This window comes from Mesorhizobium sp. A556, assembly GCF_054489545.1.
The window spans coordinates 76813-93398 of the sequence record NZ_JBTMXA010000014.1; the positions used below are offsets into that span (position 1 = coordinate 76813).

Below are 16586 nucleotides of genomic sequence, written 5' to 3' on the forward strand. Positions count from 1 at the left end.
CGTCCCAACACCCAATCTGATGCCCAAGGGGTCGGAATGTTCTCGATCACGAACAAGAAGATAGACCCATCGCGACGCAGGCCCGGCTTCGCGCCAAAGCCGGATGGGAGTCCTGACGACAATGATCGGATCGAGATCGGCCCAACCGACCTGGCCTTCTCGGAATGGGCGGCGCTGGGCCTGACCCCGCCAAACCTGGAGCGGATGCGAAAAACGCGGCTCGACCGCATCGTCCAGCAACTGCGCCAGCGCGACTATGCGGGCGTGTTGTGCTTCGATCCGCTCAACATCCGTTATGCGACGGACTCTTCGAACATGCATGTCTGGACCATGCACAATCCGTCGCGGGCCGTATTCGTAGCGGCGGACGGCCATGTCGTTCTCTGGGACTTCGACCGTTGTGGCCATCTATCGGCGCACCTGCCGCTTATCCATGAGATCCGGGACGGCGGCGCAGGCTTCTACTACTTCGTTGCCGGCGATCAGGAAGAGGCCATCGCGAAAGAATTCGCCGGCCAGATCGACGAGTTGCTGCGCAAGCACGGCGGAGGAAACCGCCGCCTCGCCGTCGACAAGATCGAAGTCCCCGGTTTGCGGGCGCTGGATGAAAGCGGGGTCGAGGTCTGCAACGGCATGCAGCTTATGGAGCACGCCCGGGGGATAAAAGGGGTCGATGAGATCAACGCGATGCGCTGTTCTCTCGCTACCTGTGAGATCGCGGTTGCAAAAATGCGCGAGCGCTTGCAGCCAGGCATCGTCGAAACGGAATTATGGTCTGTGCTCCACGCTGAAAACATCGCGCGCGGCGGCGAGTGGATCGAGACGCGGATTCTCAACTCCGGTCCGAGGACCAATCCCTGGATGCAGGAGGCCGGCCCGCGTAAGATCGGCGCCGGAGAACTGGTGGCATTCGACACCGACCTGATAGGCCCCTATGGCATGTGCGCGGATTTCTCGCGCACCTGGTATTGCGGTGACCGCAGGCCCTCCGACGAACAGCGAAGGCTCCATGCCATCGCCTATGAGCATGTGATGACGAACATGGCCATGCTCAGGCCGGGCGTCTCGTTTACGGAACTGACGCAGCGCGGCCACAAGCTTCCGGCGGAATTCATCGAACAGCGCTACGGTGTCATGATGCACGGTATCGGGCTGTGCGATGAATACCCGGCCATCCTCTATCCCGAAGATTTCATTCCAGGGGCGTTCGACTACGTGCTGGAACCGGGCATGACCTTGTGCGTGGAAGCCTATGTCGGCGCGGTCGGCGGCCGCGAAGGCGTCAAACTGGAGGAGCAAGTGCTGATTACGGACAGCGGCTACGAAAATCTCTCCAACTGTCCTTTCGACCAGGCCTTGATGACCTGAGTTTTTCCGGCGCGGGGGCTTCGCCCTCAAGAACTTTGGTCGAGCCACTCCGCGAAAAGGCGCGCTTTCAAAGAAGCCCGTGGATAGATCTTGAGATAGAACGGCACCGGCGAAGGAATGGCGTCAGGCACGAGCCTCGTTAGCCGCCCCCCTTGCAGGAGGCTTTGAATGAGTTCCTCCCAGCCCAGTACCGCTCCGACATCGTCCTGCGCCGCCTGGAGCGCGATCATGTAGTTATTGACATGAAAACCGCGACCTTTAGGGGCGGGCTGCGAAAGTGCTGCGAACCAGTCGGTCCAAGTTGTCCAATCGGTTTCCTCGATGCTCGAATGGATCAAGGGTGCCCGCAGCAGGTCTTCCAGCCGGGTGATGCGGTATTCGGCTGCAAAACTGTCGGTTCCCACGGCGACGATGCGGTCCTGAAAGAGTTCCCTGTATTCGACGCCGTCCTCCCGCGGATTGCCGTAGCGGATGCTCAGATCGCAGCGGCTAGCCCCGACCGGCACGTCGCTGACAATCTGGGAGACGGTGACGGAAGGATGGAGCTTCCAGAAAGCCGAGATCTTCGGTGTGAGCCACAGCGCGCTGACGGCGGTGGTGGTGCCGATGGTTACGTCGACCGCTTCCGGCTGCCCGCGCAATTGGGCGACGGCTTCGGAAATCGTCTCGAAGCCCCGTTGGATGGCAAGGAACAGGAAGGCCCCTTTTTCCGTCAGTTCGACGCCACGAAACCGGCGCACAAACAGGCTGCACGCGAGGTCCGTCTCCAGCGCCTTGATCTGGTGGCTGATCGCGGCGGGAGTTACATTCATCTCCTGTGCGGCCTTCTTGAAGCTCAGATTGCGGGCGGCCGCCTCGAAGCTGATCAGGGCGGTCATGGAAGAGAAGTCATAGGGCCGGCGCATGTGGCCTCCTTCGGAGGAGCTTATGACCCCCTTTGCCTAGAGATTAGTTTATCTAACTCAAGATGAAATTTAATGCCATTGTCAAAAGGATTGTGGTCGCTAGTGATGTTAAATCATCTGAACCATCGGTCTCGGAAGCCAGGAGGTCGCCACCCATGATCAACATTCAGGAACTGCTCAATCGCCGCATTCCGGGTCATGCCCTCGAGCAACCTTTCTACGTGTCGCCAGACGTGCTCCAGCTTGACCTCGAGCAGATCTTCTACAAGGAATGGCTCTACGCTATCCCGGCTTGCCAGTTGACGAAGTCCGGCAGCTACGTCGCCATGCGCATCGGCGCCTACGAGATCATCCTCGTCAGGGGACGCGACGGGGAGATCAGGGCATTCCACAATACCTGCCGCCATCGCGGTTCCATGATCTGCAAGGCGCGTGAGGGTCAGGTGGCCAAGCTTGTCTGCCCTTATCACCAATGGACCTACGATCTGGACGGAAAGCTGATGTGGGCCAACAACATGGGCGCGGATTTCGATCCGACCAGCCACGGCCTCAAGCCGGTACACTTGCGAAATCTGAGCGGCCTGCTCTATGTCTGCGTGGCCCAGGAGCCACCTGCATTCGAGCCCTTCGCTCGGGATGCGGCTCCCTATCTCGACGTGCATGACCTGTCAGACGCCAAGGTGGCCTACACCTCGACAGTCGTGGAAAAGGGCAACTGGAAGCTGGTCTGGGAGAATAACCGCGAGTGCTACCATTGCAGCGCCAATCATCCGGCGCTGTGCCGGTCGTTTCCGCTGGACCCCGAGATTGCCGGCGTATCGGCCGATGGATCGATTTCGGCCAGGCTGCAGGGGCATTTCGACCGCTGCGCCGCAGCCGGCGCCCCGGCGCAATTCCTGGTTGGCGGCGACGGGCAATTCCGCCTTGCGCGCATGCCGCTGGAGGAGACCGCCGTCAGCTTTACGATGGATGGCAAGGCGGCGGTCGACAAGCCGCTTGGCCGTGTACAACCGCCGGACGCCGGTTCCTTGCTCGTCTTCCATTATCCGAGCACATGGAACCACTTCTTGCCCGACCATTCGCTGACATTTCGTGTCATGCCGGTCGGCCCGACCGAGACGGAAGTCACCACCACCTGGCTGGTGCACAAGGATGCGGTCGAGGGTGTGGATTATGACCTCAAGCGCCTCACCGAAGTGTGGACCGCAACGAATAACGAGGACCGCGAGGTCGTCGAGGCGAACCAGAATGGCATCCGCTCTCCAGCCTACGCGCCCGGACCCTATGCGCCCGAATGGGAGAGCGGCGTAATCCAGTTCGTCGACTGGTACGCCACCTGGATGGAACAGGCCGCCGAACCGCACCGCATAGCGGCGGAATAGCCGTCCATGGTCTCTTCTGTCGCGAGACCCAGGCTGGTGCTGTGGACGGACGCGGAGGAACTGGAATGCGTCGACGTCTTGCCGGAGGCGCCGAACGTCATCACCTTTTCCTTCCGCAGCCCGTCCGGCGCCCTGTTCGGCTTCGATCCCGGCCAGTTCCTGACGCTGGAACTGCCGCTTCCGGACGGGCCGATCCATCGCACCTTTACGATATCGTCCTCACCCTCGCGGCCGACATCGCTGACGATCACGGTGAAGGCGCAGCCGGATTCGATCGGTACGCGCTGGATGTTCGACAATCTGCGGCCCGGCATGCGGTTGAAGGCGATCGGGCCGGCCGGCCGGTTCTCGATCGTTCATCATCCCGCCGACAAGTACCTGTTCATATCAGCAGGGTCGGGCATCACGCCGATGATGTCCATGACCACCTTTCTCTATGATTCCGGGCTGAATTCGGACATCGTCTTCGTCAATTGCGCCAGGCGGCCATCGGACATCGTCTTCCGACAAAGCCTTGAACACATGACGACACGGGTCATCGGCATCGACCTGAAGTGGGTAGTGGAGGAGACTGATCCCTACCGGCCCTGGACAGGCTATCGGGGAATATTCAACCAGTTGATGCTTGGGCTCATGGCCCAGGACTATCTGGAAAGAGAGGTCTTCTGCTGCGGGCCCGAACCTTTCATGCAAGCCGTGAGGGGCGCTCTCTCGGGCCTTGGCTACGATATGGAACGTTACCATCAGGAAAGCTTCCAGGCGGAGCCACATGAAGCGGAGGCGGTTCCCGAAGACGTAGAGCCACAGGATCACAAGACCGCGGAAATACGCTTCGCGGTGTCGGATGTGGTGACGAAATGCAATGAGACCGATACGATTCTTGAAACTGCCCGGGCTTCCGGCGTCCCGATATCTTCCGGCTGCAGCATGGGCATCTGCGGTACCTGCAAGGTACGCAAACTCGACGGCCAGGTGCACATGGTGCACAACGGGGGCATCACCGACGAGGATGTTGCCGAAGGATACATCCTTGCCTGCTGTTCCAAGCCATTGGGGGTCGTGACTGTAGAGTTGTAGAGTCGTTGACAGTATCTGTAAATTCCACGCCTTTAGGTAGCTGGACAGCCGACATCTGCGACCCCGTTAACCCGTGGCATGTGCCAGACCTTGGCGGTTGGGAGAGTTGTTCGATGTGTTCTCTTTGTGGTGCCCTCGGTGCGGACGATCACTGGACCAGCGCGGTGGCGCGGCCCGGCGTCTATACCCGTAACGCCGATCAGGTGGGATCCACGGCTTCCTCAATGCCTCCCTGGCAACGTCGATCACAGCCTTGAAAGCATCAGACTTGGCGTCCGCTCCCGCGTTCAGATAGAGCAAGAGCGTCAGGTAGATGCGGGTCTCGAACTGCCCAAGAGCCGGCATCCGGAATGGTACTTGGATCAGCTTCTCTAGGTAATTGCGGGCGTAGCTGTTGGGACCGACGGTTGACGGCAGTTCCGGAAAATGCCGACGAACGGCATACTCGATCATCCCCTCATCGGCGGCGATAACAAATGCGGCATTGGGCACGAACAGAAACAGCCTGATCGCCTCAAGCGTGGCGATGGCGGTTTCCGGCAGGCACCTGTCGAGATCGTCGACCAGGACCACGAGGCGGTCAATCTTCGCCTCGGCCAGCAGTTCCTCAAAGTCCTGCCGGAATTGGTGGATTCGTTGCGGGGCGGTATTCTCAGGGCCGTCAGTCTTGAAGTGTTCCACGGCGCCATCGAACACCCGGGTGAACATCTCGCCCGTCAGTACGTCGGCAGGGTTAGCGATAACGTCCTTGGCGACCTTGCCGAGCCCCTGGACGAGTTCGCCGCTTGGCAGGCCCGTGAACGCTGTCATGGCTGCGCCGCCGAGCGTGCGTGCGACCTTCATCCAGCTCACGTTCTTGAGGACGTGAGCCGCCTTGGCCTTGAGCGTCGGGCTGAATGAGCGCTTTTTCAGCAGTTCGGCGACAATAGTTTCGATCAGGACCGCCTTGGCATCGTCGTAGCCTTCAAACAGCCAGCCGTTAAAGCGCACGCACAACGTCGAGTCTTCCGCGGCAAAGGATCGTTCGATCATCAAGAGGGAGCTGGACTTTCCCGCGCCCCAGTCGCCATGCAGGCCTATCGTCAACGGCTCTCCGGCTTTTTCCCGTATGAGACGGACAACGGTCTTCGCGACCGGCTCATAATATAAGTAGTCGACGTCGGTCTCGTTGTCGGCAACGATCATTGGATAAACTCCCCCCAGTTACGAAGTGTCAGCCCAGGACAAGATTTTGTCCAGCGTGCACTTAAGTGTTGTGAACAGAGGTAGAGAGACGCACGGCCATCTCTTGGAATAACCTCCGATGCTCCATCCTAGTCTTTCGCTCCAGCGTCCGGGTAATCCCCTTCGGCCGCGGGCTCTTGCCCCACTTTACACGCTGGTCGCACGAGGCAGGGGGCAGAGCGCCTGACGCGCTATGTATGCTGAGATTTCGGCGCGTGCGACCATGGCAGGAAGGCCATGGCAGCTTGTTCAATGTTGCCGTGGCGTCGGGATGGTCTCCCGGGAACGTCGCCCGCTCATTGCTCGTAATGTCTGCCGACGTGTATGATCGGTTCGCGGATGATCCGCTTGCCGGCTAGAGGCATCGGTGGTTACCTGCCTACGATGAAGGTTGCCATTTTAACGATCATCTCAATGTTGGCCTTCGCCGCGAACTCCGTGCTGGCCAGACTTGCCCTTTCGCATGGCGACATAGACCCACTTGGATATACAGGTGCGCGCTTGGTGTCCGGCGCCGTCGTCCTCGCCGCATTGGTTTATTTCCGGTCGCGGCGTACGATGGGAGCAGGAACGGGAAGCTGGTCAGGCGCACTTGCATTGCTGCTTTATGCCGGGACGTTCTCCGTCGCATATGTGATCGTTGGTGCGGGGCCAGGAGCACTCATTCTCTTTGCCAGCGTGCAGATCGGAATGCTAGCTTGGGCAATCGTGAAAGGCGACAGACCTGTTCTGTCGGAGTGGCTCGGAATAGCCGCCGCGTTCCTCTCTCTTGTTTATCTGGTTTCACCGGGACTTGTTGCACCACCGCTTCCTGGAGCAATGCTGATGGTTGTCGCAGGCCTTTCGTGGGCGGCGTACAGCCTTTTGGGCAGAGGATCGCTGTCGCCATTGACCGATACCGCAGGCAACTTTGTCCGCTGTTTGCCGATCAGTATCGTCCTGATGGCAATTGGTGCATTGATGTTCAGGCCAAGCGTGGAGGGAGTGGTCTACGCGGTCGCCTCTGGCGCAATTGCATCAGGCCTCGGGTACATTATTTGGTACAGCGTTCTACCGAAGCTCTCGCGCACACGGGCGGCATTTGTTCAATTGACCGTGCCGTCCATCGCCGCCCTTGGTGGTGTCGTCTTCATCGGGGAGATGCTGACTGCACGACTTGTGATCGCGACTATCGGTATCGTTGGAGGCGTCGCGCTGGCACTTCTGGCGGCACAGCGTAAGAGTTCAGCTGGCTAGGCGAAGAAGTTCGGCCCGGAATATGATGGCCGTTTGCGGCAGAAACCACCAAGATCCAACGATGTTTGGCATCTGGATGATGCCTGCCGTTGCCGCTCCTCACCTCCTTCAGCACGGGAGCCTTTCCTTTTGTGGGCATCTTGCCGCAAGATGCCGCGCGGTCACGCATTGTGGCGTGCAGGCTCAGACTGGAGAGAGGCAATGACTTTTTTCTATATGCTGTTAGCGTTCCTTCTTGGGTTGGTTGTAGGCTGGTTCCTATGGGGGCGCCAGCGTGGTGAACTCAATGATCTGCGAGGTAGCCTTGATAACACGCGCAGCGAACGTGATCGGCTGAAGGCCGACGCGAATCGCCTGGGCGGTGAACTGGAAGCTTGTGGGAGCGCACGAGCCGATCTCGAGCGCCAACTGAGCGAGGCCAGGGCAAAGCCGTCCCCTGCCGCCTTGATATCAGCTCCGATCGCTGCTGCCACTTCCCTGCCTTCAACCGCTCCGAAAGGGCCTGTCGCGTCGGCACCTGCCAAACCCGCGAAGGTCAAGTCCGCAAAGACCGTATCGGCCAAGCCGAAGGCTGCGAAATCCACCGGCAAAGACATTCTGCGGCGCTTGATCGGCATCGGGCCTGTGAATGAGCGCCGTCTAAACGAACACGGCACCACCACCTTCGCTCAAATTGCCGCCTGGACTGCGGCTGACATCAGGAGCGTGGAGGATTATCTCCAGTTCGACGGCCGCATTAAGCGCGAGCAGTGGGTTCAACAGGCGAAACTTCTGGCTGCCGGCAATGAGAAGGAATTTGCCCGCCGCTTTCCCACGGCGGGAAGTTCTGACAATACCTGAACGCGTTCGGAGGGGTTATCTGATCGAAAAAGGGCGGCGCTCCCGAAGGAGCATTGCCTGAAACCGCCCCCGCCGCTCGCCCGAAGGTTCGCCGCACGCCGTAGGTCGCATCGACTGCGCCGTGATGCCAATAACGCTTTGCGACAGGCTGTCACGGTTGTCCGCGCGGCTTTGGCGCGGATCGGCCGGAGGGCTTCAATTTCGCCCGAATGCGCATCGTTCCGCCTTCGGGATGGTTGATTTCGAACTCATTTGTCTTTCGCATTAGGTCACTCAACTTCCGGGAGCCGAAGGTGCGCGGGTCGAAGTCGGAGACAAGATTGGCCAATTGATTGCCGACCAAGCCGAGCGGCACCCAGCCGTCCTCGCTTTCCATCTGGGCGATCACTCTTTTGATGATTGCCGCCGCCGCGCTTGGTGGCTGGAGAGGCGTGGCCGGTTGAGCCGCGTCGATGCCATTGGCCGGGGCGGTTGCCAGCAAGTTTTCTGTGTAAACGAACCGACGGCACGCCTGCCGGAAACTCTCGGGGGTCTTTTGCTCGCCGAAACCATACACATCGACACCCTGTTCGCGAATACGGGCGGCGAGCCGCGTGAAGTCGCTGTCCGACGATACTAGACAGAACCCGTCGAACCGACCGCTGTGCAGAAGGTCCATGGCATCGATCACCAAGGTGATGTCGGAGGCGTTCTTGCCTATCGTATAGGCGAATTGCTGCTGGGGAATGATGGCGTGCTTCGACAAAATATCCGCCCATCCCTTCGAGCGGGTGCTGGAGAAATCACCATAGATGCGGCGGACGCTGGCTTCCCCGATCTTGGCGATTTCCTCGAACAGTCCATCGGCGATCTTGGCTGAAGCATTGTCGGCGTCGATCAGGACGGCAAGGCGGGGGATCGATGTTCGTTTGGCATGGAGGGCTTTCGTTCATTTCGCCTGTGAGGAATGCTACCACAACACTATCGTCGCGTTGGGCGCAAAGGCACGCTAAGCATCTCGATGTCTGACTGAAATTTGGCATTCATCAAGATGACGGGAGACCGGCGCAAGGCGCGGGCAGCTTCTTCTCCCGGGTTTTTGAATTTCTTCACCCTGGCCGATCTAACCAGCCCGCTTCGTGCTCTCGCAATCATGTTTTATTCTTGCCAGCTCAATCCGCTTCGATTCGATGCGGTCGGCAGCCGCGAGCAGAATATCCACTACCTCGGCTTTTGTCCGGCTAGCGGGGTGAGCGGCAATTGCTCGCAGGTCATCAACGATTGTTGGCATTATCTCTCCTGCATTTGTTGGTTCGTTGTATGCGAATTCCTCGACCGTACGCAACCTCTCCCATTCATCGAGTATTCCTCAAGCCATCTGCATGACGCTGTTCGGTGTGACCACGTGCCCGCTGCCGTAAGCGATCTGGACCGCAGCGCCTCTTCCAACTGGCGGCTCGCCGCAATAGCGATCCCTCACCAGCATTCTGAACGAAGCGCGCGGAGGGGTAGTCGGCGGCTTTGCGCCGCCAATTCAGTTCGACCAAAATCCCACATAGCGTTTCTATGTTTGGCCGCGCTGCTCATCGATTGCGCCGCCATGGATCGGGACTGTGGTGCGGTTGCAGTATCAGAATGTCGCCCCTGATTGAGCGGCGATCGCTTGTTTTCCAATAAGCTTCGTGCACGATGCTGGAAGAACTCCTACTGGAGAGAGCAAATGTACAAGCACATTCTGATCGCCACGGATGGATCCGAACTTGCCCGCAAGGGCCTTGAGCATGGTCTGTCGCTTGCCAAGCCGCTCGAGGCGAAAGTTACGGTTCTAGCCGTTTCGGAACCCCTGCGACCCGAAATGGCGAGTGCTGCCCGTCTGGGCGGTGTCCATGACCCCGTTTCTCGCTACGACCAGCAGATAGATGCAATCATGAGGGAACGATTTGCATTCATCGAACAGCGCGGGTCCGAGCATGACGTCACAGTAGATCTAGTGCATGAAATCGATGGATCTCCTGCCGAGGCCATCGTCAGGTTTGCCAAGCTCAAAGGCTGTGATCTCATAGTGATGTCCTCGCATGGCCGGCGTGGCATACGGAAGGTTCTTCTCGGGAGTCAGACATCTGAGGTGCTGGCGAATACAACCATTCCCGTACTGGTAGTCCGGTAGTCGATCTTCACAGTATCAGGATGCCACGGGTCTCATAGACTGAGCGGCCGGCATTGCCGTCATGGGCTAGCGCACGGCCATATCTCAATTCCCGTTCCTACAGCGCGGCGTGACGGACATCCGCCCGAGAATTTTCAATCAGGTTATTCGCCCAGACCCGAAGAGTCTCGAATAACCGCCGTAGACAATAGCTGTGGCAGCCCCCATCGCCTGCAATTCGCAGTTTTCCCACCTCCGCTTAATGACATAGCGCGTGAGCGGGTCTGTTTTGGGGCGCGGGGTGGCGGTTGTTTCATGGCGATTGCGCAGAGCGCACGGAGCCAGTGCTAATCGGTGTTGTGCGCGAGGTAGGCACGAATTGTCAGTCGCTCTCTGCCGTGACGCACCGGTTCGGAGGCCTTATGGGCGCCGCTGACTGGCAATTGTCATCTTGCCGGCCGACGATGACGATGTCCGATCTCAAATGGCATGGTTGATGTTCTAGACGTCAGTATAGATACTTGATACTATCCAACAGACGCTTTGGATAGGAGTAGCCAATGATTACTGCCGCGCAAGTGCGGGCTGCCCGCGCGCTCTTGGGAATCGATCAGCGCCAACTCGCGGAACTGGCCGGTGTGTCAGTGCCGACCATCCAGCGCATGGAAAGCAGCGATGGCAACGTACGCGGCGTGATCGACTCATTGACCAAGCTTGTCGAAGCCCTCGATCGAGCCGGCATCGAACTGATCAGCGAGAACACAATCAGCGCAGGTGGTGGGCGAGGCGTCCGCCTCAAGCACCCTCGTGACGTACCCTGATCTGAAGCCGTCAAGCGCGGCGCCGACCTGACCCGGCCGACGATCCCGCCCAAAATTGTGGCAAACGGAAGGATTGTCATGGCCACCCGATCGATCAAGCCAAGTTTCGCAGACCTTTTTACACCTAAACTCGTCACGGTGCTGAAGGAGGGGTATGGGCTGCGGAACCTGAGGGCCGATGCCATAGCCGGTCTGACGGTTGCCATCGTCGCGTTGCCACTCTCCATGGCGATTGCCATAGCCTCGGGCGTCACGCCGGATCGAGGCTTGTACACGTCGATCATCGGCGGATTCATTGTCTCGGCATTCGGTGGCAGCCGCTTTCAGATCGGCGGCCCCGCCGGCGCGTTCATCGTGCTGGTTTCGGCGACCGTGGCGCAGCACGGGGTGGACGGACTATTGCTTGCCACATTGCTGTCAGGATTCATCCTGCTGGCGATCGGGCTGCTGAGGCTAGGGACTTTTATCAAGTACATTCCCTATCCTGTAACGGTGGGGTTCACAGCCGGCATTGCCATCATCATTTTCGCCAGCCAGATAAAGGACCTGTTTGGTCTCACGCTGGAAAAAGAGCCGGGGCCGCTTCTACCGAAGCTTCAGGCGCTCACAAGCGCTCTGCCGACGGCAAGCCCGGCTGCGGTTCTCGTCGCGGCCGTCGTTATCGGTATCATCGCGGTGATCCGGAAATACCGCCCGCACTGGCCCTCCTTCATCGTAGCCGTCGCCATTGCCGCGATCGGCGCGGCACTGCTCGGACTTCCGATCGAGACGATCGGAACGCGGTTCGGCGGCATCCCCCAGTCAATCCCGATGCCCCATTTGCCGGTGATGTCTTATGCGAAGGTCATCGACGTGCTGCCGAATGCCCTGTCCTTCGCGCTGCTGGGCTGCATCGAAAGCCTTTTGTCGGCGGTCGTGGCCGATTCGATGACCGGCCGAAGACATCGCTCCAACTGTGAACTGGTGGCTCAAGGTGTAGCCAATATCGCCTCGCCACTATTTGGCGGCATCTGCGTGACCGGCAACATCGCCCGCACCGCCACCAACGTCCGCGCAGGCGCTCATGGTCCGGTCGCGGGAATGCTCCATTCGGTCTTTCTCCTGTCGTTTATGCTCATTGCCGCGCCGCTGGCCTCCTATATTCCGCTGTCGGCTCTTGCCGGGGTGCTGGTCGTGGTCGCCTGGAACATGGCTGAAAAACATGAGTTCGCCACGCTGATCCGGGCATCGCGAGGTGATGCGGTCGTCTTGCTGGCAACTTTCCTGCTCGTCATATTCCGGGACCTCACAGAAGGTATCCTCGTCGGTTTCGCGCTTGGCGTGCTGCTGTTCCTGCATCGCATGGCCCAGTCCATCGAAGTTGAGAACATACGGCCTATCGCGCAGGAGGACGTAGCCGACAGCACCAACGGCAACGGTCGAAGACCGTATGACGTCGATCTGGCGACAGATCCCGACATCGTGATCTTTCGGATATCCGGGGCGTTCTTCTTCGGTGCTGCGGCTGCAGTCGGGGCGGCCCTGGATCGGATCGGCGAGCACCCGAAAGCCTATATCGTCGACTTTTCCGCGGTGCCTTTTCTCGATTCGACAGGTGCTGCGACGATCGAGGGTTTTGTTCGTAAAGCTGATCGTCATGGAGCAGCGGTCTACATTGCCGGCACAACGCGGCCGGTTCGTCGTGTTCTTCTGATTCACGGTGTGAAACCGCCGCGTGTCCGCTTCAGGAAGACGCTGGCAGATGCGGTTCGGCTTGCGCGTGGCAAGCGCGAGTCCATCCGGCCAGTAACGGCTACGGAACCGACGTAGGAGGCACCTATAAAAGTACATATCTACTGCCGCATCTTTGCCCGAGCGGCTACGCGATCATCCGATGATAACCAAAGGCCGAGCTTGGGATGAGAAGCCCATCCTCAAGTGGTTTGTGATCGTTGAGCGGGCTCGAGTTGTTCTAATTTGAAGGGCAAGAGCGGAGTTTTTCTCGGCAAGATCGCGAGAAGCGCAAAAAATGAACGGATTCGGCACGAACGACACAAACGATTTTATTCTATATGAGGGTAAAATTCCATGAGCGGGTCTAACCGTAGAACGTATGATATGGTCCTAAGGGCGGCGATATCTACCGTTGTTGTCGCAATCGCGTGGACCATACTTTATTATACGATGGGTGTTACGATGGCCTCCACGATATTGGCCGTCTTGGCCGTGGGCGTTTCGAGCTTGATTTTATAAGCTGGAAATTGTTCCGATAAAGATCTTTTCCACTCGTGCATCCGCATCGAAGCTCGACCCCGGGTCGATTGGCGACCAGTCCATGACTTTGCGGTGAAATTCATGATTCTGATGGGATTACGACCAGCGCCTAACATAACCCCGTTTCCAAGTATTACGCGGCCAGTGCCTTGGCGATAAAGTCGGCGACCGTGCGCGCCTTGTGCCGTGATGGTGTGGCCAACCCCTGGTAGAATTTGCGCGTGGACATCCAAGCCCGCTTCGCGCAGCGTTGCCGCGGCTTCGGTCGAGTTTCCGGCAGGAATAAAAAGCACGCCGCCTCAATCAAGAGACGGTGGGCTTGTTACCTGGGACGCGGTACTGAAACACGGCCGCTGGTGGCCACTGTGGCGGTGGCGTAGTGAACAGCCGGTTAAGGCGGCGGGCGATCATATTGCTGGCCGTCGAGAATATGGTCAGGGAGCCAACTCTCTCCATCCACCAAGGAAATAGCCTCCTCCGACGCTGCTGAGGGCGATATTGACCGCCCAATTGAACAACCGCCCATTGCCATCCATTGTCGTGCGGTTCGCCGTCAGGCTGGACAGTCTGCGCGGTGGCCTTGCCGGAGATGTCCGATACAGGGCAGGGCAACGCAATGCCATACCAATCATGATCAGTCTCCAGTGAACTATGCCCGCGCCCATTCAATTAAACCGGGAGACGGCGAGCGCCACTGCGCCTGGTCGCCATCTTTGAATTCCTTGTTTGTTTTTCAACTGAGCCACATGCTCCCATTTAGCCACGGGCCTGAGGGCGGGCTATCGAACGCATGGCTTGGAACCCCTTGATCGGCCAAATGTTTCGTAATGGCGAGCTACCGACCCGCGGAGATAAACCCATGCAGAGCAAGCTCATCCATGATGCAGACGGACAGCAAACCTACGCGATCATACTTTCGACCGGCGACGAGGTGACCGCCTGCCTGACCGCATTTGCCAAGGAGGCAGGGCTACAAGCCGCAAGCTTCAAAGCAATTGGCGCCTTCAAGCGTGCAACCCTTGCCTATTTCGATTGGGAGGCAAAAGCCTATCTGCCTATCGAGGTGAATGAACAGGTCGAAGTTGCAGGCACAGGCTTCGGCCGATCCCAACGCCGCGCCCGTGCTCGACAGCCAGAAGGATGCCAAACGCTCACGCAAGGGCGATAATCAGAACGGCGAAGCCGGCCAGACCGGAGAGCAGGCCGCAACGCCTGTTGCACTAGCAGACCGAGGCCAGATGAGCGACTACAAAGGCGCGGGGCTGATGATCGATGCTTTCCGAAAGCCGCCACCCTGCTCGGTGACAAAGGCTACGACGCCGGCTGGTTCCGCACTGCCCTGGCCGATCGGGCATCGCCGCCGGCATCCCGTCCAGAGCCAACCGCACCGTGCCGATCCCGCACGACACCGTGCTCTACCGACGGCGTCACAAGATCGAGAACATGTTCGGCAGGCTCAAGGACTGGCGCCGCATCCACACCCGCTATGACCGCTGCGCCCACACCTTCATGTCCGCCATCTGTATCGCCGCCGCCGTAATGTTCTGGCTATGATCAACGAGTCCTGAGCCTAGCGATTCGAACTATCTCCCGAAAATTCTAACGATAGATGGTAGTTAGCATTAGAACATAGAGCAGTCGTCACGGGTTCGACTACCCGCCGGCTATAAGGTAGGCATCCCGCTCAAATGGCGCAGACAGACCTGGCGGCTTCTATTATCTTTGCCGAAACCAGATGAAAGGCATGGCTCGACGCAGCGCGTCAGGTCGGGAAGGTTCAAAAAAGGAGCGAAGAGGAGGCGGGGCAAAATTGGCGATGGATCTCTATATCGTTTTACTGACGGTGCTGGGGGTAGTCATCCTTCTTACCGCATGGCTACCCATGATAATGGTGAAATTGCCGCTGTCGCTTTCGATGGTCTGTATCGGCATCGGGATCCTCCTCGTTTGGTCTCCATTTTCACCCATCGTAGGCACAAACCCGCTTCAACACCGCTATGTAACCGAACGGTTGACCGAGTTCGTGGTCATCGTGGCGCTCATGGGGGCAGGGCTGAAGATCGATCGTCCGCTCAGTTGGCGGGGATGGCGGACCACCTGGCGTTTGCTGGGCATTGCCATGCCCCTCACCATTGCAGCGATAGCGATTCTGGGCTGGTCGATCCTCGGATTGGACCCTGCTGCAGCGCTTTTATTGGGCGCGGCGCTAGCACCGACGGATCCAGTCCTTGCTAGCGATGTACAGGTTGGGGTGCCCCAGTCGGGAAAGGAAGATGAAGTTCGATTTGCTCTTACGACCGAAGCGGGACTTAACGATGGCGCAGCGTTTCCTTTCGTCTACCTCGCAATCGCTATCGCGGCATCACAGAGAACGGGTGAATCCTTCCTTGCCGAGTGGGTCCTGATCGATGTTCTATGGAAGACTGCCGCCGGTGTTGGTATTGGCTGGTTGGGCGGCAAGCTCATGGGCCATCTGGTCTTCAAGCTCCCGGTTCACGTAGGCCTCTCGGATACGAAGGACGGCTTTGTCTCGTTGGGGATTACGTGCCTGGCCTACGGGTCGACGGAACTCGCGCATGGCTACGGGTTCGTCGCGGTGTTTGTCGCGGCGCTGGCATTGCGGTCGGTTGAACGACAGCACAGCTATCATAAGGTTCTACATAAATTCGCCGAGCAGATCGAGCGACTGGCGATGATGGCGCTACTCGTGTGTTTTGGAGCCGCCATCGCCGAGGGAACGATTTTCGCCGCACTGAGCTGGCCGGTCATTTTGACGGGGGCGCTTATTCTTATGGTGGTTCGCCCGCTTTCCGCGTGGATCGGCCTTTCTGGATTGTCGATGCCTTCCCGGGAGAAGAGAGTGATTGCCTTTTTCGGCATCCGCGGCCTGGGTTCATTTTACTATCTCGCCTACGCCTTCGGACAGGCTAAATTCGAGCAGACCGATATCCTCTGGGTAACGGTCTGCTTCGTCGTTCTGGTGTCGATCATGATGCATGGCATCGCTGTGACGCCTGTCATGCGGCGTCTGGATGACAGGCGAGTAAAATAAGGGAAAGGGGCGGTGTAGGTAGGCGCTCACCCTGCGAGTACACCTTTCGTCTCAGGTGAGCAGTATCTCGGCAGGCGCTCCGCGTGTGCGGTAGGGGGTGATCAAATCGGCATGCGGTAACCGTAGAACTCATGGTCCTCGTTGTAGCCACCTTCGCCCGCTCCGAGGCCGGCGAAATCATCAACGAACTCGATCGCCGTGACCCACTTGACCATCTTGAAACCGAGTTCGTTCTCGCAGCGCAGGCGCAAAGGCGCGCCATGCAGGATGCTGACCGGCTTGCCGTTCATCTCATAGGCAAGA

The 16586-nt window shown here is 58.8% G+C and carries 13 protein-coding genes and 3 pseudogenes; 12 read left to right on the forward strand and 4 right to left on the reverse strand.

What is annotated here, in order from left to right:
* Window positions 1-36: 36 nt before the first annotated feature.
* On the forward strand, window positions 37-1368 hold the full coding sequence (gene dddP, locus ACX3P0_RS21425) for a dimethylsulfonioproprionate lyase DddP (protein ID WP_459091718.1): 1332 nt from the start codon (window positions 37-39) through the stop codon (window positions 1366-1368).
* A gap of 26 nt (window positions 1369-1394) precedes the next feature.
* Here the strand turns inward: dddP and ACX3P0_RS21430 are convergent, their stop codons facing one another.
* Window positions 1395-2273 carry a LysR substrate-binding domain-containing protein gene (locus tag ACX3P0_RS21430; protein ID WP_459091720.1) on the reverse strand — a complete coding sequence of 293 codons (879 nt, stop codon included), beginning with the start codon at window positions 2271-2273 and terminating at the stop codon, window positions 1395-1397.
* A 155-nt stretch (window positions 2274-2428) separates the two neighbouring features.
* Between ACX3P0_RS21430 and ACX3P0_RS21435 the strand changes: the two genes are divergently transcribed.
* The gene (locus ACX3P0_RS21435; protein ID WP_459091722.1) at window positions 2429-3655 is read left to right on the forward strand and encodes an aromatic ring-hydroxylating oxygenase subunit alpha; all 1227 of its coding nucleotides are present in this window, start codon (window positions 2429-2431) and stop codon (window positions 3653-3655) included.
* 6 nt (window positions 3656-3661) lie between these two features.
* Complete coding sequence (locus tag ACX3P0_RS21440; RefSeq protein WP_459091724.1) at window positions 3662-4732, forward strand: FAD-binding oxidoreductase; 1071 nt, start codon at window positions 3662-3664, stop codon at window positions 4730-4732.
* A gap of 264 nt (window positions 4733-4996) precedes the next feature.
* On the opposite strand, the pseudogene ACX3P0_RS21445 reads toward ACX3P0_RS21440, so the two are convergent.
* A pseudogene (locus tag ACX3P0_RS21445) lies at window positions 4997-5917 on the reverse strand (KAP family P-loop NTPase fold protein); the annotation flags it as partial.
* 423 nt (window positions 5918-6340) lie between these two features.
* Here ACX3P0_RS21445 and ACX3P0_RS21450 point away from each other — a divergent pair.
* Together ACX3P0_RS21450 and ACX3P0_RS21455 are read left to right on the forward strand one after the other, a co-directional pair.
* Complete coding sequence (locus tag ACX3P0_RS21450) at window positions 6341-7192, forward strand: DMT family transporter (protein WP_459091726.1); 852 nt, start codon at window positions 6341-6343, stop codon at window positions 7190-7192.
* 201 nt (window positions 7193-7393) lie between these two features.
* Window positions 7394-8032 carry a proton-conducting membrane transporter gene (locus ACX3P0_RS21455; protein WP_459091728.1) on the forward strand — a complete coding sequence of 213 codons (639 nt, stop codon included), beginning with the start codon at window positions 7394-7396 and terminating at the stop codon, window positions 8030-8032.
* Window positions 8033-8183: 151 nt separating this feature from the next.
* Here the strand turns inward: ACX3P0_RS21455 and ACX3P0_RS21460 are convergent.
* A pseudogene (locus tag ACX3P0_RS21460) lies at window positions 8184-8947 on the reverse strand (NYN domain-containing protein).
* Between the two features lie 100 nt (window positions 8948-9047).
* Between ACX3P0_RS21460 and ACX3P0_RS21465 the strand changes: the two are divergent.
* The 7 genes and pseudogenes from ACX3P0_RS21465 to ACX3P0_RS21495 all read left to right on the forward strand — a co-directional run bounded on the left by ACX3P0_RS21465 (window position 9048) and on the right by ACX3P0_RS21495 (window position 16283).
* A complete protein-coding gene (locus tag ACX3P0_RS21465) occupies window positions 9048-9659 on the forward strand; it encodes a hypothetical protein (RefSeq protein WP_459091730.1) in 612 nt (203 codons plus the stop codon).
* 72 nt (window positions 9660-9731) lie between these two features.
* Window positions 9732-10178, forward strand: coding sequence for a universal stress protein (locus ACX3P0_RS21470; protein ID WP_459091732.1), 447 nt, complete (start codon window positions 9732-9734; stop codon window positions 10176-10178).
* A gap of 539 nt (window positions 10179-10717) precedes the next feature.
* Window positions 10718-10978: a helix-turn-helix domain-containing protein gene (locus ACX3P0_RS21475; protein WP_459091734.1), complete on the forward strand. Its 261-nt coding sequence runs from the start codon at window positions 10718-10720 to the stop codon at window positions 10976-10978.
* A 78-nt stretch (window positions 10979-11056) separates the two neighbouring features.
* Window positions 11057-12787, forward strand: a complete 1731-nt coding sequence (locus ACX3P0_RS21480; RefSeq protein WP_459091736.1) for a SulP family inorganic anion transporter — start codon at window positions 11057-11059, stop codon at window positions 12785-12787.
* Window positions 12788-14090: 1303 nt separating this feature from the next.
* Window positions 14091-14399: a PPC domain-containing DNA-binding protein gene (locus tag ACX3P0_RS21485; RefSeq protein ID WP_459091738.1), complete on the forward strand. Its 309-nt coding sequence runs from the start codon at window positions 14091-14093 to the stop codon at window positions 14397-14399.
* 64 nt (window positions 14400-14463) lie between these two features.
* A pseudogene (locus ACX3P0_RS21490) lies at window positions 14464-14785 on the forward strand (transposase); the annotation flags it as partial.
* Window positions 14786-15047: 262 nt separating this feature from the next.
* A complete protein-coding gene (locus ACX3P0_RS21495) occupies window positions 15048-16283 on the forward strand; it encodes a cation:proton antiporter (protein WP_459091746.1) in 1236 nt (411 codons plus the stop codon).
* A 101-nt stretch (window positions 16284-16384) separates the two neighbouring features.
* Here the strand turns inward: ACX3P0_RS21495 and ACX3P0_RS21500 are convergent.
* Window positions 16385-16586 (reverse strand): molybdopterin-dependent oxidoreductase (locus tag ACX3P0_RS21500; protein ID WP_459091740.1); only part of this gene is annotated, 202 nt, incomplete at its 5' end.